Annotated in this window: 24 protein-coding genes; 9 read left to right on the top strand and 15 right to left on the bottom strand. The window is 69.2% G+C overall.

Going from position 1 to position 24,059, the window contains the following annotated elements; genetic code table 11:
• Positions 1–54: 54 nt before the first annotated feature.
• From lpqS to NM1_RS35560, 3 genes are all read right to left on the bottom strand, one after another.
• On the bottom strand, positions 55–477 hold the full coding sequence (gene lpqS, locus NM1_RS35570) for a putative copper homeostasis (lipo)protein LpqS (RefSeq protein ID WP_068030597.1): 423 nt from the start codon (positions 475–477) through the stop codon (positions 55–57).
• A 327-nt stretch (positions 478–804) separates the two neighbouring features.
• Positions 805–2,355 carry an acyl-CoA carboxylase subunit beta gene (locus NM1_RS35565; protein WP_068030594.1) on the bottom strand — a complete coding sequence of 517 codons (1,551 nt, stop codon included), beginning with the start codon at positions 2,353–2,355 and terminating at the stop codon, positions 805–807.
• 139 nt (positions 2,356–2,494) lie between these two features.
• Positions 2,495–3,091 (bottom strand): NADPH-dependent FMN reductase, encoded by a 597-nt coding sequence (locus tag NM1_RS35560; RefSeq protein ID WP_068030591.1) that lies wholly within the window; start codon positions 3,089–3,091, stop codon positions 2,495–2,497.
• A 126-nt stretch (positions 3,092–3,217) separates the two neighbouring features.
• Between NM1_RS35560 and NM1_RS35555 the strand changes: the two genes are divergently transcribed.
• Together NM1_RS35555 and NM1_RS35550 are read left to right on the top strand one after the other, a co-directional pair.
• Positions 3,218–3,943, top strand: a complete 726-nt coding sequence (locus NM1_RS35555) for a FadR/GntR family transcriptional regulator (protein ID WP_068030588.1) — start codon at positions 3,218–3,220, stop codon at positions 3,941–3,943.
• Complete coding sequence (locus tag NM1_RS35550) at positions 3,940–4,626, top strand: sterol desaturase family protein (protein ID WP_068030585.1); 687 nt, start codon at positions 3,940–3,942, stop codon at positions 4,624–4,626. The genes NM1_RS35555 and NM1_RS35550 overlap by 4 nt, the downstream gene beginning before the upstream one ends.
• Positions 4,627–4,637: 11 nt before the next feature.
• On the opposite strand, the gene NM1_RS35545 is transcribed toward NM1_RS35550, so the two are convergent.
• Positions 4,638–5,207 (bottom strand): Rv1733c family protein, encoded by a 570-nt coding sequence (locus NM1_RS35545; protein WP_147289169.1) that lies wholly within the window; start codon positions 5,205–5,207, stop codon positions 4,638–4,640.
• A gap of 231 nt (positions 5,208–5,438) precedes the next feature.
• On the opposite strand from NM1_RS35545, the gene NM1_RS35540 reads away from it, so the two are divergent.
• Positions 5,439–6,194 (top strand): maleate cis-trans isomerase family protein, encoded by a 756-nt coding sequence (locus NM1_RS35540; RefSeq protein WP_068030648.1) that lies wholly within the window; start codon positions 5,439–5,441, stop codon positions 6,192–6,194.
• A 30-nt stretch (positions 6,195–6,224) separates the two neighbouring features.
• Here the strand turns inward: NM1_RS35540 and sigJ are convergent, their stop codons facing one another.
• A complete protein-coding gene (gene sigJ / locus NM1_RS35535; protein ID WP_068030580.1) occupies positions 6,225–7,127 on the bottom strand; it encodes an RNA polymerase sigma factor SigJ in 903 nt (300 codons plus the stop codon).
• 164 nt (positions 7,128–7,291) lie between these two features.
• Here sigJ and NM1_RS35530 point away from each other — a divergent pair, with 164 nt between their 5' ends.
• Both NM1_RS35530 and NM1_RS42745 read left to right on the top strand, forming a co-directional pair.
• Positions 7,292–8,545: an amidohydrolase family protein gene (locus NM1_RS35530; RefSeq protein ID WP_084520360.1), complete on the top strand. Its 1,254-nt coding sequence runs from the start codon at positions 7,292–7,294 to the stop codon at positions 8,543–8,545.
• 2 nt (positions 8,546–8,547) lie between these two features.
• On the top strand, positions 8,548–8,736 hold the full coding sequence (locus tag NM1_RS42745) for a type 1 glutamine amidotransferase family protein (protein WP_147289170.1): 189 nt from the start codon (positions 8,548–8,550) through the stop codon (positions 8,734–8,736).
• Between the two features lie 10 nt (positions 8,737–8,746).
• Here the strand turns inward: NM1_RS42745 and NM1_RS35525 are convergent, their stop codons facing one another.
• On the bottom strand, positions 8,747–9,412 hold the full coding sequence (locus tag NM1_RS35525; RefSeq protein ID WP_068030578.1) for an NAD(P)-dependent oxidoreductase: 666 nt from the start codon (positions 9,410–9,412) through the stop codon (positions 8,747–8,749).
• Between the two features lie 87 nt (positions 9,413–9,499).
• On the opposite strand from NM1_RS35525, the gene NM1_RS35520 reads away from it, so the two are divergent.
• On the top strand, positions 9,500–10,462 hold the full coding sequence (locus NM1_RS35520; RefSeq protein WP_246011769.1) for an AraC family transcriptional regulator: 963 nt from the start codon (positions 9,500–9,502) through the stop codon (positions 10,460–10,462).
• A 32-nt stretch (positions 10,463–10,494) separates the two neighbouring features.
• Here NM1_RS35520 and NM1_RS35515 read toward each other — a convergent pair whose 3' ends face one another.
• Entirely contained in the window at positions 10,495–12,615 is a 2,121-nt protein-coding gene (locus tag NM1_RS35515) for a HelD family protein (RefSeq protein WP_068030573.1), read from the bottom strand.
• 102 nt (positions 12,616–12,717) lie between these two features.
• Between NM1_RS35515 and NM1_RS35510 the strand changes: the two genes are divergently transcribed.
• Positions 12,718–13,350: a TetR/AcrR family transcriptional regulator gene (locus NM1_RS35510; RefSeq protein WP_068030570.1), complete on the top strand. Its 633-nt coding sequence runs from the start codon at positions 12,718–12,720 to the stop codon at positions 13,348–13,350.
• An 11-nt stretch (positions 13,351–13,361) separates the two neighbouring features.
• On the opposite strand, the gene NM1_RS35505 is transcribed toward NM1_RS35510, so the two are convergent.
• Positions 13,362–13,649 (bottom strand): hypothetical protein, encoded by a 288-nt coding sequence (locus NM1_RS35505; RefSeq protein WP_068030567.1) that lies wholly within the window; start codon positions 13,647–13,649, stop codon positions 13,362–13,364.
• A 179-nt stretch (positions 13,650–13,828) separates the two neighbouring features.
• Between NM1_RS35505 and NM1_RS35500 the strand changes: the two genes are divergently transcribed.
• Positions 13,829–15,379 (top strand): PucR family transcriptional regulator, encoded by a 1,551-nt coding sequence (locus tag NM1_RS35500; protein ID WP_068030564.1) that lies wholly within the window; start codon positions 13,829–13,831, stop codon positions 15,377–15,379.
• Between the two features lie 7 nt (positions 15,380–15,386).
• On the opposite strand, the gene NM1_RS35495 is transcribed toward NM1_RS35500, so the two are convergent.
• Positions 15,387–16,532, bottom strand: a complete 1,146-nt coding sequence (locus tag NM1_RS35495) for an acyl-CoA dehydrogenase family protein (RefSeq protein WP_068030560.1) — start codon at positions 16,530–16,532, stop codon at positions 15,387–15,389.
• Positions 16,533–16,692: 160 nt separating this feature from the next.
• Positions 16,693–17,496: a lysophospholipid acyltransferase family protein gene (locus NM1_RS35490; protein ID WP_068030556.1), complete on the bottom strand. Its 804-nt coding sequence runs from the start codon at positions 17,494–17,496 to the stop codon at positions 16,693–16,695.
• A 264-nt stretch (positions 17,497–17,760) separates the two neighbouring features.
• Between NM1_RS35490 and NM1_RS35485 the strand changes: the two genes are divergently transcribed.
• Positions 17,761–18,843: a protein kinase family protein gene (locus NM1_RS35485; protein ID WP_084520356.1), complete on the top strand. Its 1,083-nt coding sequence runs from the start codon at positions 17,761–17,763 to the stop codon at positions 18,841–18,843.
• 44 nt (positions 18,844–18,887) lie between these two features.
• Here NM1_RS35485 and hflX read toward each other — a convergent pair whose 3' ends face one another.
• From hflX to NM1_RS35460, 5 genes are all read right to left on the bottom strand, one after another.
• On the bottom strand, positions 18,888–20,369 hold the full coding sequence (gene hflX / locus NM1_RS35480; RefSeq protein WP_068030549.1) for a GTPase HflX: 1,482 nt from the start codon (positions 20,367–20,369) through the stop codon (positions 18,888–18,890).
• 115 nt (positions 20,370–20,484) lie between these two features.
• Positions 20,485–21,402, bottom strand: a complete 918-nt coding sequence (gene dapF, locus NM1_RS35475; protein WP_174556947.1) for a diaminopimelate epimerase — start codon at positions 21,400–21,402, stop codon at positions 20,485–20,487.
• Between the two features lie 11 nt (positions 21,403–21,413).
• Complete coding sequence (locus NM1_RS35470; protein WP_068030546.1) at positions 21,414–22,271, bottom strand: TrmH family RNA methyltransferase; 858 nt, start codon at positions 22,269–22,271, stop codon at positions 21,414–21,416.
• Complete coding sequence (gene miaA, locus NM1_RS35465; protein ID WP_373864089.1) at positions 22,268–23,209, bottom strand: tRNA (adenosine(37)-N6)-dimethylallyltransferase MiaA; 942 nt, start codon at positions 23,207–23,209, stop codon at positions 22,268–22,270. Before miaA ends, NM1_RS35470 begins: the two co-directional genes overlap by 4 nt.
• Positions 23,206–24,000, bottom strand: a complete 795-nt coding sequence (locus NM1_RS35460; RefSeq protein WP_068030542.1) for a class III extradiol ring-cleavage dioxygenase family protein — start codon at positions 23,998–24,000, stop codon at positions 23,206–23,208. Before NM1_RS35460 ends, miaA begins: the two co-directional genes overlap by 4 nt.
• Positions 24,001–24,059: the final 59 nt, after the last annotated feature.

Raw genomic sequence — 24,059 nt, 5'->3', positions numbered from 1 at the left:
CGGGCAGCGGGCACCGACCGGACGCCATCGTGGCCCCGGCCTGGCGCTGACCGATCAGCGTCGAGCGATACAGAAATGCGTGAGAATGTCGCGGCCTCCCGCGACCGGCAGGCGCGCGGTCGGGGGACCGCGCGGGCGTTCCATCGACGGCAGCGACACGTCCGCGGGCACGGGAACGGCCGCGACGAGCGCCGTGATCAGCCGCGGCGGCGCGACGATGCCGTGGTCGCCGGGCAGCATCGAATCCGGCACGCAGTGACCGAAATGCGTCGGGCAGCCCATGTCGACGGGGTGACGGACGCAGTGGCCCAGGATCGGAGTGCCCTCGACGGGCGCGGCCAGCTGCGGGGCGGGAGTCGGCGGGTGGTTGTGCGGGGAGGCGAGCGACTCCGCGCAGTTCAGCAGCGGCACGACGATGGCGATCGCCGCGACCAGGATCAGCAGCGGGGCGGCGAACCGCCGCCGGACGGCGTTCACCCGGGCCTCACGGCCGAACCGAGAAGGTCGAATCGCACAGCGCGCCACAGCGGGTGGAAGCGCGTCCGACCCATGGAGGGACCTCCCGTCCTCGTCGCCGCTGTACCGCGAGTGCCGTCGATTGCCCTGTTCGACCGCCCACGATACGCGGCCGTCATCCCCGCGCAACATGCGCAGACCCCAGCGGTGGCGAGTGTGACCGACGGCACGGCCGCGGCATCGGGAACCGTCATCAGTCGACCTCCTCACCGGAATGGGTTGCCGCCTACCATACCCCCCTAGTGTATTCAGTCAAGATCGTCTTCCGCGGCGCGGGAAGGCCGGGCGTCACATCGGGTAGAGGCTGTGCTTGCGGGGGTTGGGCGGAACGGTCGCCTCCTTCTCGCGCAGCAGGCGCAGGGCGTGACGGATTTCCAGGCGGGTGCGCGCCGGTTCGATCACCGCGTCGACGTAGCCGCGCTCGGCCGCGATCCACGGGGTGGCGACCGTGGTGTTGTACTGGTCGATCATGTACTCGCGCATAGCGTTTCGCTGCTCCGCGGGAACCTGCTGCAGCTGCCGCCTGCCGACGATGTCGACCGCGCTCTCGGCGCCGATCACCGCGATCCGGGCGGTCGGCCAGGCCAGGCTGATGTCGGCGCCGAGCTGCTTGCACGCCATGAAACCGTATGCGCCGCCGTAGGATTTGCGCACCACCAGGTTTACGATCGGCACCGTCGCCTCGATGATCGCGCGGAATACCCGGCCGCCGCGGACGATGACCCCGTTGCGCTCCTCCTCGACGCCCGGCAGTACGCCCGGCGTATCCACGACGAAGACCAGTGGGAGCCCGAAGGCGTTGCACAGCCGGATGAAATGCGTTGCCTTGTCCGAACATCGGGCGTCGACGGCGCCGCCCAGCACCAGCGGCTGATTGGCCACCACGCCGACGGGATGCCCGTCGACCCGGGTGAATCCGGTGATCAGGTTCGGTGCGGTGGCGGCGCGGATCTCCAGGAAATCGCCGTCGTCGAAGATCCGCAACAGGATGTCGTGCATGTCGTAACCGGCCCGATCGGAGTCCGGGATGATCGAGTTCAGCTCGAGGTCCGAGGCGGTGAGCTCCGGCTCGAGTCCCGGATTCACGATCGGTGGATGCTCCCGGCAGCTCGACGGCAGGAAGCTCAAATACCTACGGGCCCAATCGAATGCCTCGCGCTCGGTGACCGTCACGTGGTGGATGGTGCCGTTGGCGGCCTGACTGTAGGCGCCGCCGAGTTCCTCCATCGACACTTCCTCGCCCGTGACCGCCTTGATCACCTCGGGGCCGGTGACGAACATGTAGGAGGTCTCGGTCGCGACGAGCACGTCGGTATTCACCGGCCCGTACACCGAACCGGCCGCGCACTTGCCGAGCATGATCGACACCTGCGGGACGAAGCCGGACAGCCGTTCCTGGTTGCGGCTCATATGCCCGAACCACGCCATCGAGGTCACCGCGTCCTGGATCCGGGCGCCGCCGGAATCGTTGATCGACACGACCGGGCAGGCCTTCTCGAAGGCGAACCGCAGCGCGTGGGCAACCTTGCGCCCGAACATCTCTCCGACCGAGCCGCCGAATACCGTTTGGTCGTGGGCGATCACGACCACCGGCCGCCCGTCGATCAGGCCGCGGCCGGTGACCACCCCGTCGCCGTACATCGCATCCGAGGTAGCGGGGCGGCGCACCAGCGCGCCCATCTCGACGAACGTCCCGGGATCGAGCAGCGTGCGGACACGCTCACGGGCGCTGGGGATTCCCTTCTTCTTCCGCTTGTCGACCCCCGACTCCCCCGCGGGTTCCGCGGCGATCTCCAGAACGTCCCGCAGCTCCTGCAACTTCTCCCGTGTACCGGTCATCGTCGACTACCCCTTCACCTCGCATGCCTGCGGGGACGATAGGAGCAGCGGGATGGCGGCAGCGTATACCCAGCGACCTTCTGGACACCTCACAGCGCCGGCGGCCATCGCATTGGCCACCTGCATCACGGACCGAACTTCAGACGTTCGGATAGGCCATCTCCGCCCGGGCCTGCCGCAGCGCCCGCGCCCACCAGGACAATTCGTCCAGCAGCACATCCGCGGCACGATTCACGCCGTCCGCGTCCTTCGGCCGCCCGGCATCATCGAACCGCTCCCAGAACTGGGCGAAGCCGACCGTCTCGCGCACGGTCACCGCGCGCAGCTCGGCGAACACCGGCCGCAGCTGTTCCACCGCGCGCAGCCCACCCGACACACCGCCGTAGCTCACGAAACCCACCGCCTTGGCCCGCCACTCCGGATTGACCGAATCGATCGCCAGTTTCAACGCGGCCGGATAACCGCGGTTGTATTCCGGCGTGACGACGACGAAAGCGTCTGCGGCGCCGACCCGTTCGGCCCACACCCGCACCTCCGGCGAGGTGTAGTCGCCGTACGGAACCGGCTTGTCCTGCTGCGTGAGCGGCAACCGAACCTCCGCGAGGTCGACCACATCCAGCTCGATATCCCCCCGCGCCTCGATCCGCTCCCGCATCCACGAGGCCACCACGGGCCCGAACCTCCCCTCCCGCACACTCCCGCAAATCAACGCGACCCGAACCGGCTTCGCATCCATGAACTACCTCCTGCATCGACTGTCGACACCGAAGGTAAAACCACAACCAAAGTTGAGGTCAACCGTCCGGCCGAACCATTGGTCTGACCACTTGACCTCATACCAATTGCGGCCTACGGTCGGGGTATGGCTTTGCAGCGGATCGATCGGCGGACGGTGCCCGATACGGTGTTCGAACAGCTGGTGGACGAGGTGTTGGACGGCGAGCTCGCACCCGGTGCGGCGCTGCCCGCCGAGCGGCAACTGGCGGAGGCGCTGGGGGTGTCGCGGCCTACCGTGCGCGAGGCGCTGCAGCGGCTGGCGCACAGCGGGCTGGTCGAGGTGCGCCAGGGTGGTGCGACCACGGTTCGCGACTTCCGCCGCTCCGCGGGGCTGGACCTGCTGCCGCGGCTACTGGTGCGCAAGGGCGAACTCGACCACGGCGTGATCCGCAGTGTGCTCGAGACCCGGCTGACCATCGGCCGGGAGGTGGCCGGGCTGGCGGCCGAGCGCGCCGGGGCGGGCATCGCGGACGGCCTCGGCGATGCCGTGGAATCCCTTGCCGCCCAGAAAGAGCCGGTCGCCCAGCAACTGGAGGCGCTGGGTTTCTGGGACCACCTGGTGGATGCCGCCGACTCGATCGTGTTCCGCCTGCTGTTCAACAACCTGCGCGCCGTCTACGAGCCCGCCGTCGTCGCGCTGGCCGGGGTGATGGCCGCCGAGGTCGGGCAGATCGATCGCTACCGAGCCCTCGCCGATGCCGTCGTCGCGGGTGACGGTCCGGCCGCGCGCCGCGCCGCCGAGGACCTGTTGACCTTGGCGGCAACGGAATTCGACACCATGATGCGCCGCATCGAGGAGGACCGGAAATGACCGAGCAATCCCAGGACATCCGAGATCGGCAGCGCCGCAGACAGGTATCGCTGCGCGACGCGTTCGCGGTCTTCGTGCGCAAGCCGTCGCCCTGGATCATCGCCGGCCTGCTGGCCGCGGCGCTCGCGGGCCGCTTCGCGACCGGCGACTGGCAGCCGACCGACGCGCTGGTCCCGGTCGTCATGCTGGCGCTGTTTCCGCTCGCCGAGTGGGTGATTCACGTGTGCGTGCTGCACTGGCGGCCACGCACGATCGGCCGGGTGACATTCGATTCGCTGCTCGCCCGCAAACACCGCGAGCATCACGCCGATCCGCGCATCGCCGACCTGGTGTTCATCCCGTGGCAGACGTTCCTGTGGCTGCTGCCGGTGCTGGTCGCCATTGCGGCACTGGCCTTCCCGCGGATCGGGCTGGGCCTGACCTTCCTGGTCGTGATCGGGGCGCTCGGCCTCGCCTACGAGTGGACCCACCACCTGATCCACACCGACTACAAACCGCGCACCCGAATCTTCAAGGCCGTCTGGCGCAATCACCGCCTGCACCATTTCAAGAACGAGCACTACTGGTTCACCGTCACCAGCTCCGGTACCGCCGACCGGCTGCTGGGCACGTATCCGGATCCGGCCGCGATCACCAACTCCCCCACCGTCAAATCGCTGCACGCCCGCGGGGCCGTGGGCTAGCACCCCACGACTCAGTGGTGACCGACGCCGAATCGGCGCCATTCGACGTCGAGCTGCCGGGCGCTGCGCTGTTGAAACACGAAACAGACTGCCGCGCAGGTGAACCCGCAGAGCACGGCGGTGCCGACCGCGATGGCGAACCCGGCGGCGATGCCGCCGACCGCGGCCGTTCCCGGCGGTGCGGGCGGCTGGGTCGGCGTGTGCCCGGCGTCGAGCCACACGGTCGTTTCCCGTCCGGGAGTGACGCTCCCGGTCACCGGAACCGCCGCCGTTCCGGTGCGGCCGTCGTATATCCACCGCACCGGGACCCGCGAATCACCCTCGCGCGCACCCTCTTCCGTGGATCCGGTGACAGTCGCGACGACCGGGGTCTTCGAGGCTTCGTCGGCGCGGATCCGCTCCGCCTGCCCGGTGTAGGTGGCGGTGCCGATCGCACCCGCGACGGGCACCGTCACCAGGCACAGCAGCACCGCGGCGATCCGGACCGCGGCCAGGACCCGATCCGACGGCCGCATCAGCGGATTGGCACTCCACGGCGCGGAACGCAGAATTCTGACTCCGATCGAGGGATATTCCGCCACCTCGATCACCTCTCTCGTCACTCGCTCCGGTCGCGATCACCGAACACACGTCGTCGTGACCCAGCGGTGCCGACGAACCGGCGCACCCGGAACGTTCACCTACCCCTATGTCGTCCGCGGCGCGTTCGGCGCTACCGGCATCCCCGCACAAATCCGTCGGAGAGTCGTCGGCTTCCGCCGTGCATCGCGCGTACCCGGCAGGAGGCGCCGCAAACACCTAGCATGCGGCCCATGGGTAAAGGACCGCGCCTGGGTTTGCTGTATCCCACCGCGAATTCGGGTGAGGACGATTTCGCGGCCCTCGCCGAGCGGCTGCGGCCCGCCCTCGACGTCGAAATCATCTACGTCCCGTGGCCGGACGACGTCGACGATCTGGCCACCCTGAATATCGAGCAGGTCACCGATGCACTGCGCCGGCTCGGTTCGGCGGCCCACCTGGAGCGGGCGCTGCCCGATGCCGTCGCCGGACGCGGCGTCGACGCGGTGGCCTTCGCGGTCACCAGCTCCAGCTTCCTGGACGGAACCGCCGGTGTCGCACGGCAATTGGAGGTGATCCGGCACGTGACCGGACTCCCGGCCACGAGCACCACGGCGGCATACCAGCAGGCGATCGGCCATCTGGCGCTGCGCAGGGTGAGCCTGGCGTCGGTGTACCACCCCGAAGTGTCCGACCATTTCATCGATCGGGTGCGAGAGGCCGGGGCCGAGGTGGTACATCGCGTCGACGCCTCCGCGCGCTCCGATCGCCAGCTGGCCGCGTGGCCGCCGGAGCGCATAGTCGACCTGGTGACAAGGGCGGCCCATCCCCGGGCCCAGGCGATCCTGCTCCCCGAGACCGCCCTGCATGCCGACGGACTCACCGACGACCTCGAACATGCCGCCGGGTGCCCGGTACTCACCGCGACCCAGGTGACCCTGTGGGCCGCGGCCCGCATGCTGGACGTGCCCGCCGGGGCCGACGCCGCGGGTCCGCTGTTCTCCTACTGACCGCGGCCAGGCCCGGCGTGACGATTCCGGTCACCGGACCCCGGTGAGCTTGTCCGGATTGGTGATCGAGTAGATCCCGGTGACGCGGTCGCCGGCGGGGGCGAGATCCACGACGAGCACCGCGAGCAGGCTCTCACCGGAGAAGACGAGCGCGTAGGCGTCGGCGGACGCGCGGCCGTACCGAACCTGGATCCCGGCGGGCAGCGCCGCGGCAATCGACATGAACAGATCGGCGACCCGGTCGCGACCCTGGATCGGCCGGAGGCTGGCGGCGGGCCCCTTCCCGCCACCGTCGGTCCACACCGTGACTTCCGGTGCCAGCACCTCCAGCAGGGCCCGGAGGTCACCGCCGACCGCGGCGGCGACGAATCGTTCGGTGACCTCGGCGCGGGTTTCCGGCGCGGCGCGGTGACGAGGGCGGCCGGAGTGGACGCGGGTGCGCGCCCGGGAGGCGAGCTGGCGCACCGCCGCCGGGGAGCGGTCCAGCATGGCCGCGATCTCCGGATGACCGAAACCGAACACGTCGTGCAGGACGAATACGGCCCGCTCCAGCGGCGACAGCGTTTCCAGCACGACCAGCATCGCCATCGACAGCGATTCCGCGCGTTCGACCGCGCCGGCGGTGTCGTCGCTCGTCGCCAGCAGCGGCTCCGGCAGCCAGCAACCGACATATGTCTCGCGGCGGCGGTTCATGTCGACGCGTCGGGCCAGTGCCTGATTCACCGTGGTCCGCGTCAGATAGGCGCGCACATTCTCGACCGATTCGGCATCGGGTGCGCGGTGCCGGGCGGCCCAGCCCAGCCACACCTCCTGCAGCACGTCCTCGGTGTCGCTGACGCTGCCGAGCATGTTGTACGCCACCGCGAACAGGAGTTCGCGATGGTCGAGAAACTGTTCGGTGACCGTATCGCCTGCAGATCCTGTCGAAGTCATGGTGTACCTCCTCGCTGATTGCACCCGCAGAGATGCACCACGCCTCGAGTGTGACATATGCGCCACAAAATGTGAGCTGTCCCACAGCCGTGGCCCACGGTGTCACAGCAGCACCTCGACCCGCCTCTGTGGTCCCGAAAGTCACGGCAATGGAGGAGATTCCGATGAGCAGCCCGATCGACCGCCGCCGCTTCCTCGGCACCACGATCACCGCGGCCGGTGTCCTGGCCGCCGCCGGGTGCGGCGCCCTCGGGGACGCGGCGCCCGCGCAACCGAAGCACCGCACCCTCATTCGCGGAGCCCGGATCTTCGACGGTGAACGAATCCGGCCCGCCACACCGGTCATGATCGTCGGCGACACGATCGCCGACGACGACGGCGGCCCTGCCGACACCGTGATCGACGGGGCCGGAAAGACGTTGCTACCCGGCCTGATCGACGCCCACACCCATGTGTTCGACGGCAGCCTGCGGCAGGCGTTGACCCATGGCGTCACCACCGAACTGGATATGTTCTGCCTGCCGACCGTCCTTCCCGAACAGCGCCGTCTTGCCGCGACGCGCGACGACGTGGCCGATATCCGCAGCGCCGCAACGCTGGCGACGGCACCGGGGGGCCATCCCACTCAGCTGATCTCCGCGCTGGCCGGTGCGGGAGTTCCCGGGGTCACCGCGGAGACCACGATCGACACCATCGATTCCCCCGCCGGCGCACGGGCTTTCGTCGCCGCGCGGATCGCCGAGGGCGCGGACTATCTCAAGATCGTCGTCGACGACGGCGCCGTGCACCGGGCCCGGTTCCCGGTACCGGATACCGACACGCTCACCGCCCTCTCCGACGCCGCGCACGAGGCCGGTCTGCTGGTGATCGCCCACGCCGTCACCGCCCGGGAGGCGGAGACCGCCCTCGCGGTGGGGGCGGACGGGCTCGCGCACGTGTGGTCGGACCTGTGCCCCGGTGATCCGGCGTCGCGGCGCCTGGCCGAAAGGGTCCGCGCATCCGGCGTCTTCGTCGTGACCACACTCGCCTACTTCGAGACGATCACCCAGCAGCGCGAACCCGTAACCGGTTGCGCCGCACCGGGACACGAGGACAATGCGATGGATGCGGCCCGGTCCCTGCGCGAAGCGGGTGTCCCGCTGCTGGCCGGAACCGACGCCACCCCGTTCGCTCCCGCCCATGGCGCGGCCATGCACCGGGAACTGGTGTTGCTCCGGGAGGCAGGACTCGACCCCGAGGCCGCCCTCGCCGCCGCTACCAGCGTCCCCGCACGCCACTTCGGCCTCGCCGACCGTGGCCGAATCGCCCCGGGCCTCCGGGCCGACCTGTTACTGATCGACGGCGACCCGATCCGGGACATCACTGCCACCGAACGCATCTCCGAGATCTGGCGGCGCGGCGTACGTCTCGCCCGCTGACGGTGCGCAGGGCAGCCTCTCCGCTGGCGGCAGACCGCCGCCGGACATCGAGCGGGATCTCCCCCGCCACCTTCATCGACGACGCTCCCGTCGTGGACGGCAATCTCGTCTCCGTCCGCGACTGGTCGGAGCACCCGCAGCTGGTCGAGGCGTTCATCGGACTGCTACTCCGGACCGCTCCGGTCAGCTGATCCATATCGCCTAGGGGCGGGCCGCCGAGACAGCGATCGACGCGCCCGGGTGTTCGTTCTTCTCGACGACATCGGCCAGCACCCGGCCGACGGTGGCGCGCGGGACGTGCCAGCCGCCGACCTCTCCCGTGGGTGATACCAATGCGGGGACGGGCATCTCGTCGTTGAGGTGCACCGGCTGCACGATGGTCCACTCGAGCTCGCTGTCGCGGACGATGTTCTCCTGACGATCGTGGTCGGCGACCTGGTTGCCGATGAGCAAGGGGTAGAAGATCTTGTCGCTCAGGCGAAGTCGTCCCGCGGTCGGGCCGATTCCGTAGACGCTCTGAACCACCAGTCGGCGCACTCCGTGCCGCCGCATGGCCGCAACGGCCGTGGCCGTGCCGCGGGAACGGATGTCGAGGTGGGTGTGGGCGGGTCCGCGAAGCCGCACGCGCAGTGGGCTTTCGGTGATACCGAGCGCGATGACGACGGCGTCATTACCGGCGACGACCCTGTCGACGGCTGCGGGATCGGTGGCATCACCGTTGACGGCGTGCAGTGCGGACGAGTTACCCCGGCCCAGAAGAGCTTCCGCGTGGCGGGAGAAGGCGGTCACATCGTGGCCGCGCGTGAGGAGTTCGGTGACGACGGCGGCGCCGGTGCCACCCGTAGCGCCGAGGACCAGGACCTTCATAGGGATTTTCCTTCGGGGAGAGGTGAACTGATTCCTCAACGCTATGAGGGGCTGACGGGATGATCCATGCCGATTAGTCTCGGAACCGTGCTCGATCGTCCAGTCCCCGTGGACCCGCTGGTGTCGCGGGATCCACTGGGTGCGGCGCTGTTCCCGGTCCGCATGCGGGGCGTGTTCTACTCGCACACGGTGGCCGGTGCACCCTGGGCGCTGGAGATCCCTGCCTTCCCGGACTGCCTGGCCTTCCATGTCGTCACCGACGGCGGCTGCTGGCTGGACGTCGACCCCGAGACCCGGGTCTTCCTGCGAGCCGAGGACATGGCGCTGGTTCCGCACGGGCGCGGCCACTGGTTGCGCAGCGAACCCGGGGCGTTCGCCACCGGGCGGGTGGACGAGTTGCCGCAACAGCTGTTCGGCGACCGCTATTCGATTCTGCGGTGCGGCGGCGACGGCCCTCGCACCGTAATGATCTGCGGCGTAGTGGGTTTCGAGCAGCCGTCGGTCGGCCGCCTGCTCGACGTGCTGCCGCCCGTGCTGTATCGACCGGGCGGCCGGGACGAGTCGCCGGTCCGCGATGTGCTCCGTCTGATGGCGGCCGAACTGCGGGAAATGCGCCCCGGCGGCGAGGCCGTGACGGTGCGGCTGGCGGATGTCCTCGTCATCGAGGCGATCCGCGCCTGGCTGGCGGAAGCACCCGTCGCCCGCACCGGCTGGCTCGGGGCACTGCGTGATCCGCAGCTGGGCCGGGCGGTCAGCGCCATCCACCACCGGCCGGGCGAACCGTGGACCGTCGCGGCGCTGGCGCGCGAGGCCGCCATGTCCCGCGCGGCCTTCGCGGCACGCTTCACCGAACTCGTCGGCGAACCCGCCATGCGCTATGTCGCCCGATGCCGAATGGAAACGGCGCGAACGCAACTCATCCGCGGCGATACGGTGGCGGCGGTCGCGGCGAGCATGGGCTACCAGTCCGAGGCCGCCTTCAGCCGGGCCTTCACCCGGGTAACGGGCGACGCTCCCGGCAGCGTCCGCCGCGCGGGCATTCGACCCTGACCTGTTTGTTCACATGCCCTTGCCCCGGCGCGCTATCGACTCATCGCCGCTTCCTGGATCAGCGGGTCCGGCAGTGCTTCGGCGTGCACGATGTGCAGGGTGCTGACGGCGCGGGTGAGGGCGACGTAGAGGCGTTGCAGGCCACGGTCTTCCGCCCGCGCGATGCGACCCGGTTCGGCGACTATCACGGTGTCGAACTCCAGACCCTTGGCCAGGGTCACCGGAATCAGCGCGAGTCGGGCGGCGTCGATGCCGGTCCCGTCTGTGCCGAGAACCGTGTAGTCCAAGCCACTTTCGGAAAGGGCCCGACGCAGAGCCTGGATATCCCCGTCCGCGGCGATGAGTCCGACCGATCCTTCCTGCGCCAACGCGATGGCACAGGTTCGAGCGACCGTCTCGGCCATGGCATCGGCCGATGCCCGGGTGATACGAAGAGAGTCGGTGGAGTGCCGGAACGAGACCGGGCCACGCAGTGCCGGGGCGATGTGCGGCAGCAGGCGGGCGGCGTAGTCGATGACCTGGGCCGGCACCCGGTAGCCGCGGGTCAGCTCCTCGATCTGCCCGGTCGGCCGGTCGAGATGGGTGAGCACGGCCGCCCAGTCCGTGGCCGCCGAGGGACCGGTGGCCTGGGCCAGATCACCGAGGACGGTGCAGGACCCGGTCGCGCGGCGCGAGATCGCCCGCAGCTGCATCGGACTCAGGTCCTGAGCCTCGTCGATCACGATGTGGCCGAGTTTGGCCGGGCGCTCGATCGCCGACTCGGCCTCGTCGAGCAGCGCCAGATCGGCGCCGGCCCAAGTCATTTCCTTGATGCTCCGGGGGCGCGGCGTGCGCAGCACGGCATGCTGCTCCGCGGCGGACAGGATGCCGTCCGCGGCCCGAGCGAGCTGGCCGGGATCGGTGAGGAGATCGAAAACCACGCGCTCCGAACCGATCTCGGGCCACATCCGGTGGACGGCACGCACAATGGCCCGGTTCCGTCGGAGCTGCCGCGGCGTGGCTGCCGTGGTCGGATACCCGGCCCGCTCCATCTGGCGCAGCACGAGATTGCCGAGGCGCTGGGCGAGCAGTTCGATGCCGATGCCGTAGTCGGTCCCGCGCTCGCGCACCTCCTCGAGTTCCTCGGCGATCTCGTCCGGATACACGTGCCAGGTGCGTTGCTGATGCCTGACCCGAATCGCCTCCTCGAACGGCCGGATCCGGGACCACAGGGCACGGCGGATGACGCGAGCCATCCGCGCATCGCCCTTGATCCGCTCCGCCGTCGCATCGTCGGCGTGGGCGACGGTGATGCCCGAGCCGGTCAGCTCGTCGACGGTGGTTTGCAGGACCTCTACCTCGCCGAGGGCGGGCAGGACGTTGCGGACATAGGAGAGGAAGGCCCGATTGGGACCGATGACGGCGACCCCGCCCTCCCGCTGCAACCGGTCCCGCTCGGTGAACAGCAGATACGCCAGGCGATGCAGGCCCACCGCGGTCTTTCCGGTGCCCGGCGCACCCTGGATACACAGCGTGCGCGACAGCGGAGCCCGCACCAGACGCATCTGCTCGGGCTGGATCGTCGCCACGATGTCACGCATCGGGCCCTTGCGCGGCCGTTCGATCTCGACGGCCAGCAGATCGCTGTCCTCCGCCCGCGCGAGACCGGGGTCGAGCGGTTCGTCCTCGAACGCGGTCAGCTCCCCGTCGCCGTGGTCGAACCCGTAGCGGCGGCGGACCCGCACCCGCATCGGATCCTGCCGATCGGCCTCGTAGAAGGCCCGCGACAGCGGCGCTCGCCAGTCGACGACCATGAGCTCACCCGCCGTGTCGGTGACACCGCGGCGCCCGACGTAGACGCGGTCACTGTCGGGCGCCGCCGACGGCGAGCCGAGTTCGCGGACGTCGTCGTAGACCGTGCCCGGCGGATAGTCCAGCCGTCCGAAGAACAGCGGCACGTCCTCCAGATCGGACATCGACTCGATCTGCCTCCGGTGGAACTGCCGGGCCGCGAAGTTCTGGAACTTGTCGAAGACGTCACCCTCACCCACACCCGTGGCCAGGGCCGTGACGGCCTCTTCGCGCATGCGCGTGAGCTCCGCGCGGCAACTGCCCAGGTAGTCGCGTTCGACGCGAATCTCGGGCGCGACATGGTCGTGATCAGCGTGGCGCATGGTCGTGGCAACCCCCACCTCGAAGAGCCGAAAAATCTAACTCGGTAAACTATAAGACCTAGTTAATTTGTTGACCAAATCATGGTCGGCTAGTCTGGATCCATGGAGGCACTGCGCGAACGCAAGAAGCGCCGCACCCGGGAAGCGATCCTGGAGGCGGCATTCGCCCTGTTCGAGGAATCGGGTTTCGACGGCGCCTCGGTCGCGGAGATCGCCGCGGCCGCCGAGATATCCAAGCCCACCCTGTTCGCGTACTTCCCGACCAAGGAAGACCTGGTACTGCACCGGTTTTCTACCGACGGCCGATGGCCCGCGCAGATCGTCCGGGCACGACCGGAGGGTGTGTCCGCGCTGCGCGCCCTGCGCGAGAGCTATCTCGAGCGGCTCGCGCAGCGCGACCCCCTGGTGGGCCTCAACGACACGCCGACGGCGGTCACGTTCCAGAACCTGCTGTACTCGACGCCCACCCTCGTCGCCCGGATGACCGCCTACATGCTCGACCAGGAACGAGAGCTCGCCGAGGCGTTCCGCGAGTCGGGCCGGCCGAGCGACGAGTTCACAGCACACCTGGTGGCCGCGCAGGTCTTCGGCGCGCAGCGCATTCTCTCCGACCACAACGCCGCGGCGATACGCTCCGGCCGCAGCGCCGACGACGTCTATCCGACCGCCCGCACCCGCGCGGAGGCGGCCTTCGACCTACTGGAGAACGGCTTGGCGGCAACGCATTCCGCGTAGCGCGCCCCGCTCTACCGGACTGTCAGGTCTCGATGTCTTCCGCCCTGCGGGTCCTCGATGAATCCGTGACAACCGCAGCGCAGGTCGTGCGCGCAGAATGTCCAGGTGCCACTGTCGTAGCCGAAGCGGCCGTCCGCCCGCCCGCGACAGTCTCCGTTGACCGGATCGTGCGTGTAGTACATATGCCCGCAGAGCGCACACCGTTCGTGGAGTACGTGTCTCGAGGACACCACCATCCACACGATGTACGAGCACGCTGCGGCGACCACGGCAATCTCCAGCAGATGCGACGAATACATTTGTAGCCCTCACCTCATCGGGGCGCATGACACGGCATATGCGCCTCCTGCATTCAGAGTGACCCATCGAACACCGGGCAGGACTGTCCGATTCGCACAACTTGACGATGTAGCATTGTCGGCGTCACACAGCGCTCGCGACCGGGCGTCGAATCGTCGGGAGTTGCGGCCGGATACCCATGGTGAAGTTGGATCGCCTGATCAACATCCTGAGCAGGCACGGCACCCGGCTGTACGGAGCGGCGGCGACCCGGGACATCGAGCTGTACAGCGTGACGGTGCACGACCCGATCCGCCCGCATTCGTCCGTCGGCGATGTCTTCCTCGCCGTGGGGATCGCGGATCTGGCACAGGCCTTCGCGCTCGCGGCGGAGACCCGGGCCACAGTCGTCATCGCCCGCACCACCGAGCGGCCGACCCGGGAGCTGCTCGATCAGCTGGAGGCCGCCGGGACCGCGCTACTGCTCAGCGATCCGGCGGTGTCGTGGAGCCAGATCGCGTCGGTCGTCTACGGATTGGTGCTCGAGGGCCGCGAGACCGAATCGGGCCGGGGCCCCAGCGATCTGTTCGCCCTGGCCGATACCATCGCGGCCGCGCTCGACGCCCCGGTGACGATCCAGGACGAGTTGTTCCGGGTCATGGCGTATTCGAGCACACCGCGAGATATGGATCCGGTCCGGCTGGACACCATTCTCGGGCGGCGCACACCGGATCACGTGCGCGCGCTGCTCGAACAGCAGGGCGTCTTCGAGCACCTCGCCCGCAGCGATACGCCGATCCACGTCGGGCCGGCCCCGGAACACGGCCTGCGCGGACGGACGGTCGTGGCCGTGCGGGCTGGGCGCGAGCTGCTGGGTTCGCTGTGGATCTCGTGCGACGAGGCCCCGGACCACACCCGCGGCCGGATCCTGAAGGACGGCGCCCACACGGTGGCGCTGCATCTGCTGCGCTCGCGCGTGAGCGCCGATCTGGAGCGGCAGGTCGAATCGGAACTGGCAATCCAGTTGATCGAGGGCAGCCCGGACGCCGAGGCCGCCGTCGGGAAGCTGGGCCTCCCCGCCGAACATCTGCGCGTGATCGCGTTGCAGGCGCACACCGAACTGGAACGGCATGCGGGAATTCTGCTGGCGTTCGAACGGGCCACCACCGGATTCGGGTGGTCCCGCATCGGCCGCAGCACGTTGTTCGGCAATACCGTCTATACGGTGCTGCCCGCGGGTGACCCCGAACCGGCGCTGCGCTGGGTGCGCGATCTCGCCGCCGGACTGCCCTCGCACATCCGGGTAGTCGCCGGTATCGGCGGGGTCGCCACCGTGCGGGAGGTACCGGCCAGCCGCCAGGAGGCCGACGAGTGCATGGCGCTGCACACGAGCTCCTCGGACGAGGTGGCGGTGTGTTACGACGACGCCTGGGACCGTGTGCTGATCCAGCGTTTGCAGTCGGTGGCGTCCAGCGGCCGCCTGCCGTCACGAGGTCCCGTGGCGCAGTTGGCTGTTCACGACGATCGCCACGACACCGATTACCTCCCGACCTTGAAGGCCTGGCTGGAGGCGCACGGTGATTCGGCGGTGGCCGCCGCGACGCTCGACATCCATCCCAACACCGTCCGCAACCGCATCAAGCAGATGCGCCGGATCGCCGACCTGGCGCTGGACGATCCGCACAAACGAACCGCGATGCTGGTCGCGTTGTCCGTGCGCGTGCCCGACGACCAGGCGGGACGGGCGTAGCCCGCCGTCAGGACAGTTTCAGGCTGCGCCCGATGATCTCCTTCATGATCTCGGTGGTGCCGCCGTAGATGCTCTGCACGCGAGCGTCGGTGTAGGCCTTGGCGATCGGGTATTCGCGCATGTAGCCGTATCCGCCGTGCAGCTGCAGGCACTTGCTGATGAGTTCGATCTGCTCCTCGGTGCTCCACCACTTGGCCATGGCGGCCTCTTCGACGGTCAGCTTCTCCTGGTTGAGCAGTTCGATGCAGCGGTCCACGAAGACCCGCACGGCGGTCGTCTTGGTGGCCAGTTCCGCCAGCACGAAGCGCGTGTTCTGCTGCGCGCCGATGGGCTTGCCGAAGGCCTTGCGGTCGCGCACGTACTGGCAGGTGAGGTCGAGGCAGCCCTCCATGGCGGCGGCGGCCATCACGGCGATCGACAGCCGCTCCTGGGGCAGGTTCTGCATCAGGTGCACGAAGCCCTGGCCCTCGGTGCCGAGCAGGTTCTTGCCCGGGACCCGGACGTCGGTGAAGCTGAGCTCGGCGGTGTCCTGCGCCTTCAGGCCGATCTTGTCGAGGTTGCGGCCGCGCTCGAAACCGGGCATGCCGCGCTCGACCACGAGCAGCGAGAAGCCCATCGCGCCCTTCTCGGGATCGGTCTGGGCGACCACGATGACAATGTCGGAGTTGATGCCGTTGGTGATGAAGGTCTTGGCGCCGTTGAGGATCCAGTCGTCGCCGTCGCGCACCGCGCGGGTCTTGATGCCCTGCAGATCCGAGCCGGTGCCGGGTTCGGTCATCGCGATCGCGGTGATGATCTCACCGGTGCAGAAGCCGGGCAGCCACCGCTGCTTCTGCTCGTCGTTGGCCAGCTCCAGCAGATAGGGGGCGATCACGTCGTTGTGCAGCGGGAAGCCCAGTCCCGAGTACTGGCCGCGGGTGGTCTCCTCGGTGATGACCGAGTTGTAGCGGAAGTCCTTCACACCGCCGCCGCCGAACTCCTCCGGCACCGCCATGCCGAGGAACCCCTGCTTGCCGGCCTCCAGCCAGACCTCGCGGTCGACGAGGCCCTGCTCCTCCCACTTCGCGTGGTTGGGCGCCACGTACTGCTCGAGAAACTTCCGGTACGACTCCCGGAACAGATCGTGTTCGGGTTCGAAAAGAGTGCGCTCCACGCCAACCTCCTACGGTGACCACATCGGCCTCGTCGCCTGTCCCCCATACGGTACCCGGAAGTCGAATCGCCGTTCACTTCGAACCCCGTAAAACGGGTCCGAACTGCGCTACCTGCGGGAAGGTCGACGGCGTTGGCGACCTGAACCCCGGTAAACCTGGCTACAGTCCCAGCGCCCTGCGCGCCCGGCCCAGCAGGGTGCGCCCGCGGTCGCGGTCACGCTCGGCGAACAGGAATGTCAGCTCCTCCTCGAGCGCCTTGCGCACCACCGCCTGCAGTTCCTCCGCGGCCTCGTCGAGATCGGTGGCATCGGCCCACGGCGCGGTCTCGATGGGGGTTCCGGCGGAGTAGTAGAACCGCTCCGGCTTCGGAATCCACGTCGGGCCGAGGCCGGTCACCAGCGGCGGGGTGAGGTTCGGCTTCAACCCGATCGCCTTCACCAGCGAGCGCAACGGCCGCATCGCCACGTCCTGGCCGTCGAAGACGATATCGAAGGCGTCGTCGGCGCCGACCATGCCGATCGGCACGATGGGCGCCCCGGTTTCGATCGCCATCCGCGCGAAACCGGTGCGGCCCTCCCACTTCAGCACGTACTTCTCACCCTTGCGGCGCACCGCTTCCCGACCGCCGCCCGGGAACACCAGCACCATCTCGCCCTGTTCGAGCAGCGCGCGGCAGTTTGCGCGGCTGCCGCGGACACACCCGATGCGGTGCAGCGCGTGCCGCACTCCTGGGACGGTGATGAGGACGTTCTCGGCCAGCCCACGGATGAGGCGGCCACGGCTGTGCGCGATCTCCGGCCACAGCAGCGGGGTGTCGATACCCATGAAATTGTGGTTGCCCACCAGTAGCACCGGACCGTCGGCGGGGATGTTGCCGAATCCGTGGAACACCGGGCTCGTCCACGCCCGCAGCGGCGCCGTCAGCGCATCGAAGGCACGAATATCACTGTCGTGCAACGACATTCGTAGCGGCGCCCCATCCGATAGCGAGGCACCGTCCCGATCCGCCGAGACGGAATGATCTCCAGACAAAAGAACCCTCCCTGCAACTTGTTCTCGATTTGTGAATCGTAACGAAAACAGCTGCGGGGCAACCAGTCCACAAGATCATCTATAACGGTCGGCCGGTGTCAACCCCTACCGCGACCCGGCCGCGACCACGTGGGCTCGACCAGGCGGAATTCGGTTTCGGAAGGTAATGTATCGGGATGATCGACCGGTCGATGGGTGGCCGAGTCACCGAACGAGCGGCGATGCGAACTGATGCCCGCGGATCACGAACTCCCCGTACGCCTCGATTCGGGCGATTGGCTCGGTCGGCACCGGGTGAAAGTGGATATCGCGTGGCTTTTCCGTGAAGCGAATGAACGTGTTGCCACGGCCCTCGACGGTGCCGGTCACATCCTCGAACGCCCCTACCGGGCGACCACGACCACCATCAGGAGAGGCCATGATCAGCGTGTCGACGTAGAGACCGAGGGTACAGGCAGACTCAACGCGCTCAGCGAGGGAAACCTCAGTCGCCGTTCAGAGCTGACTGGTTATCAGCCCACCCCGGCCGAGTTGAGGGTGCGAAACCATAGCGGCGGAGAAGAGGTCCACGACTGGCTTCCCGACGGCGACGACCCGACGAATCAGGTACACCTGATACGCGTCGACGAGAACGAGTCCTACATCTACAAGCCGATCTCCGGGGAGAAGCTCGGTCGTCGCTGGGGAATCCCCCCTGTGCCCGGGGAAGCCGCCAAGCGAGAAGTGGCGGCCTCTCGTCTGAACGAGTTGCTCGGCTTCCGTCTGGTGCCACCGACATCGCTCATCGACGGGCCGCACGGGCCGGGCTCACTGCAGCGGTTCATCCCGAATACCTCCGACGCAAAGGTGGTTTCGGACTATCCCGAACTGCAGCAACATCAGATGGCGGTTCTCGACTTCATCCTGGGCAACTCCGACCGTGTCTTCACGAACTGGCGCACCACCCCGGAGGGTGATCTGGTTGCTTTCGACCACGAACTGGTACTGCCCGAATCACCGGTTCCGCTCTTTGGTGACCTGCAGGCAAGCTTCTCCTCTTACTTCCTCCGCTCCCCCGGGGACGAGAAGGTACCCCTCCACGAGGACGTGATGCAGGCCGTCAGCTCCGTCGACCCCAATCAGATACGGCTGGCATTCGAGGATCTGGGGCTCAGCGACAACGCAATTCAGGGCGCGCTCGACAGGCTGGATTTCGTGCGGTCCGAGGGAATGGTCCCCAGCCACCCGTTCGTCGGCCGACTGCCGAGGATTCGAGGAATAACCCCCGTCGTCGAATGACGGTGCAGCACGGGAGACCGAGAACGGCGGTGCCCCCGCAGGATTCAGCCCGGCAGTCCCGCCGTCCCGGCGTGCGCGTACTCGGCGAGCACCGCCGCCAAGGCCGCAGGGACTCGTGCCCGCACTCGGGTACCGCCCTCCTCGTGGTCGGACTCGAGGATGCGGCCGTCGGCGTGCACGCGGGCGAGCAGGTCGCCGCGCGTGTAGGGCAGCAGCACGCTCACCTCGACGTCGAGTGCGCCCAAGGCGTCCCCGAGCCGGTCGCGCAGCTCCGTCAGTCCCCGGCCGGTGCGGGCCGAGACGAATACGGCCTGCGGCAGCTGGGCGCGCAGGTGCGACAGCTCGGCCGGATCCAGCGCGTCGATCTTGTTCACCACCAGCAATTCCGGCGGTGCGACCGCGTTCGACTCCCGCAGTACGTCGGTGATCACCTCGCGCACCGCCTTGATCTGCTCGGCGGGCAGCGGATCGGAGCCGTCGACCACGTGCAGCAGCAGATCGGCGCCGGTGACCTCCTCCAGCGTCGAGCGGAACGCCTCGACCAGCTGGGTGGGCAGGTGCCGGACGAATCCGACGGTGTCGGTGAACACGACCTCGCGCCCGTCCTCCAGCGCCGCGCGCCGGGTGGTCGGATCCAGGGTCGCGAACAGGGCGTCCTGCACCAGGATGCCCGCGCCGGTCAGCGCGTTCATCAGGCTCGATTTACCGGCGTTGGTATAGCCGACGATCGCGACCGCCGGGATGCCGCTGTCGGTGCGCCGCGCGCGCTTGGTGTCGCGGGCGGTCTTCATCTCGCGAATCTCGCGGCGCAGCTTGGACATCCGCTCGCGGATGCGGCGGCGATCGGTCTCGATCTTGGTCTCACCGGGGCCGCGCAGACCCACACCGCCACCGCTGCCACCGGCACGACCACCGGCCTGCCGCGACATCGACTCACCCCAGCCGCGCAGCCGCGGCAGCATGTACTCCATCTGCGCCAGCGACACCTGCGCCTTGCCCTCGCGGGAGGTGGCGTGCTGGGCGAAGATGTCCAGGATGAGCGCGGTGCGGTCGATGACCTTCACCTTGACGACCTTCTCCAGCGCGGTCAGCTGGGCGGGTGTCAGCTCACCGTCGCAGATCACGGTGTCGGCGCCGGTCTCGAGCACGACGGCGCGCAGCTCGTCGGCCTTGCCGGAGCCGATATAGGTGGCCGGATCCGGCTTCATGCGCCGCTGGATCAGCGCGTCGAGCACCTGCGAACCCGCGGTCTCGGCGAGCGCGGCGAGTTCGGTCATGCTGGCCTCGGCCTGTGCCGAGGTGCCCTCGGTCCAGACACCGACCAGCACCACGCGCTCGAGGCGCAGCTGGCGGTATTCGACCTCGGTGATATCGGTGAGCTCGGTGGACAGCCCGTTGACGCGGCGCAGTGCGCTGCGTTCGTCGAGCTGCAGCTCGCCGACCGTGGGCTCCGGCGCCCAGCCGTTACCGGTCTTCTCGTCGAGTTCCTCGACCGGTGTGAACTCGTAAGTCTCTGGTTTTCTCATACGCCTCCATAGTCCCACGACTCAACGGGAAGGCGCACCCGAGTTATTCCGCCCACCGATGACAGACATAACGGACAGCCCCGCCCCTGTCGTTCCGGCGTGCTTGTGGCCGGAATCAGACGTCGTACCACCAGGAACCGGCCAGCCGCCCCGAAGCGACCAGGACAGACGGTCCGCGCAGCCGGGCCGAGCCGCGCTCGATGCCGACCGCGACCTCCCCGCCGGGCACCCGGACCCGCACCTCGCCGACACCGGAGTCGAGGTCGAAGCCCTCGCGGGCCAGGGCCGCGGCGGCCGCGGCGACGGTTCCCGTTCCGCAGGAACGGGTTTCGCCGACGCCGCGCTCGTAGACCCGCATATCCACCGCGCCGTCGCGCAGGGCGGTGAGGATCTCGACGTTCACGCCCTGGGGGAACATTTCCGGGTCGAATCCGGGCGGCACGGCCAGGTCCAGCTGCGCCAGTGCGGCGGCCGTCAGCTCGGGATCCACGCAGGCCAGGTGCGGATTCCCGACGTCGATGCCGAGGCCGGGCAGCGCGTGGCCGCCGATCGTCGCCGTCGATGTCCCGAGCGAGCGCACCCGGCCCATGGCGACCGTGACATCACCGTGCACGGCGTCGGCGGAGTGCACGGTGACCGGGCGCGCCCCCGCACGGCTGCCGACGACGAATTCGCTGCGCTTGTCCATCCCGGTCGCTACCAGGAAGTGCGCGAACACCCGCGTCCCGTTGCCGCACATCTCGGCGATCGAGCCGTCGGCGTTGCGATAGTCCATGAACCAGTCGTCGGCGGCGACGTCGGTGGGCAGCTCGTTCAGCACGCCGTTCTCGACGAGCGCCCCGGCCCGCGCCACCCGCAGCACACCGTCGGCGCCGATGCCGCGCTGCCGGTCGCACAGCGCCGCCACCCGCTCGGCGGGCAGCTCCAGCCAGGCGTCCGGATCGGGCAGCACGACGAAATCGTTCTGGGTGCCATGGCCTTTGGTGAACTCGATATCGGCCAGGCTCTCCCGCGATTCGCTCCGCTCGGTCATCTCCACCGTCCTCACAACATCCGCCGCTGCCGGAAGATTTCGTACAGTGCCGTCGCGGCCGCACACGGAGCGGCCAGGGTACCGGCGGCCGGGATATGCACCAGCGCGTCGCAGGCCCGCTGCCAGCTCGCCCCGAGTTCGGTCTCGTCGGCGATCACCACGATCGTCGCATTCGTGAAATCGTGCGCGTCCACCGGGCGGCTGCCGCCGCGGGCCGGGTCCGGATGCGTGCCGTCCCGCGGCCGCGGCACCGCGCCCGGGGCCTCGACCACGCCGACGACCAGCGTCGACAATCCCCGCCCGGCCTGGCGATCCCGCAACCGCCGCACCGCCGCGACACCGGGCACCCGGAACACCGGCAGCGCGAACAGCGCTCCGGCCGAGGTTCGCACGCACTGCGGGTCGTACGGGTCGGCGCCGGAACCACTCACGACGACCGCCGCCGCGCCGAAGGCATGGGCGGTGCGGATCAGGCTGCCGAGCCGGACCGCGGATCCCGGCCGCTCGACGACCACCACGACCGGCGCATCGCCCGGCCCGCCCGGTGCGAAACCGTCCAGCGCGGGCTCGCGGACCCGCGCGACCGCCACCAGTTCCGGTGTGCTCGCAGGGGTTTCACCCAGCTCGGCCATCACCTCCGGCACCAGGCCCACGCTCGGCACCGCGCTGGTATCGATCAGTTCCCGCGCCCACGGCGGCAGCTCCGGGCCGCCGAGGCGGTACAGCAGCGCCTCCAGCGGCCACCCGTGGGCGACGGCCTGGGTGATCGGCTCCGCGCCCTGGATCAGGAAGCGGCCGTCGCGGTGGCGTCTGGCCCGATTGGTGAGATACGCCTGCCATTCCTGGACCGCGGCGTTGCGGCTGGTCACTGCCGGGCTCGTTCCTCGTCGTTGCCGGGTGCGCGGGAGAACACGTGTGCCAGCGCCGCGTCCGTCAGGTGCGGGTCGGCGCCGTCCACCCAGCGGACCCGGGGGTCGCGGCGGAACCACGAGCGCTGCCGCCGCACGTAACGCCGGGTGCCGATGAGGGTGCGTTCCTGCGCATGCTTCAGGTCGTATTCGTTGTCCAGGTACGCCAGGACTTGTGCGTAGCCGATGGCGCGCCGGGCCGTCTGTCCCTCGCGCAGCCCGCGCTCGAGCAGTCCGCGCACCTCGTCGACCAGGCCCAGCCGGAACATCGTCGCGGTGCGCTCCTCGATGCGCGCGTCCAGTGCGGCGGTCTCGCGGTCGACGCCGAGAATGACGGTCCCCCACCGGGGTTCGCCGATCCGCGGCTGCGACGCCGCGAACGGCTTTCCGGTCAGCTCGACGACCTCCAGGGCCCGCACCATGCGCCGCCCGTCGGTGGGCAGGATGGTGGCCGCGGCCATCGGGTCCGCCTCCCGCAGTGCGGCGTGCACCGCGGCCACGCCCTCGGCCGCGAGCAGCGCCTCCCACTTCTCCCGCACCCGCGGATCGGTGGCCGGGAATTCCCAATTGTCCAGCAGCGCTTGGACATACATCATCGAGCCGCCGACGATCACGGGGGTGCGGCCGCGGGCCATGATGTCCTCGACATCGGCGGCGGCCGTACGCTGATAGGCCGCGACCGTGGCGGTCTCGGTGACCTCGAGCACGTCGAGCTGATGGTGCGGGATGTCGCGGCGTTGCGCCACAGGCAGTTTCGCGGTGCCGATGTCCATGCCGCGATACAGCTGCATGGCGTCGATGTTGACGATCTCACCGCCCAGCCGCTCCGCCAGATCCAGTGCCAGGTCGGACTTCCCGGTGGCGGTCGGGCCGAGCACCGCGATCGGCGTGGTCGTCACGAGGATGTCCCGGGCTGCCAGACACTCACCTGATATCCCACTCCGAAAGGCGCTGCCGCGTACCGGGTTTCCACGTCCGGGTCGCTCCCGTCGGCCGCGAACAGTCCGGCCAGCACCTGGTAGGCGGCGCGGCCGCGCGCCTCGATGTCCGCGCACAGCGCGGGATCCAGCGCCGCCAGCGCGGCCCGGTCGCCCGCGGCCAGCGCGGTGTCGATCCGCTGCTGCGCGCCCTCGGCCCGCGGATCCAGGTAGCCGGGTGCGCGCGTGGACAAGGTGGCGGCGCCGTCGGCCACCACCAGCACACCGCACGGCTCGGCGGTCGCATCCATCTCCTTGCGGAGCGTCGCGCCCAGGTCCAGGCATCGCTGCGGATCCGCCGCCGCATCCACGATCCGCGCCCGCGCCACCGCGTCGGCGGCCACCCGGCCGCGCAGCCATGCTCCGATGAGCACGGCCAGCGGCAGTTCGGGGTCAGCGCTCGCGTCGATGTGCGCGGAGTCCGACAGCGCGACGCGCGTGTGGGCCGAGTCCGACAACGCGACGCGCACGTCCGCACCGAACCCCCGGAAGGTGCCGACCGCATCCGGGCCTATCAGCCGGTCCTCGTCGCCGACCCCCACCACCGTCCACGACCGCGCCTGCCCCGCCAGCGCCCGCCCCGCCGACACGACCGCCTCGCGCAACGGGGGCACCTGCGCCGCCGGGTGCTCCGGGGCATCGACCGGCAGCCCACCGCACAGTTCGGGGACCAGCACGGGTGGCGACGGAATCAGCACGGCGACGCGGAACACGCGTCCACCGTAGCGACCGCGGGTTCAGAGCCGGTGCAACAGCCGGGAATCGTCCGGCG

This window comes from Nocardia mexicana NBRC 108244, assembly GCF_001613165.1.
In the GTDB taxonomy this organism is placed as follows: Bacteria; Actinomycetota; Actinomycetes; order Mycobacteriales; family Mycobacteriaceae; genus Nocardia; species Nocardia mexicana.
The sequence above is the reverse complement of the archived record's forward strand: the minus strand, read 5'-3'. Positions and strand labels throughout refer to the sequence as shown.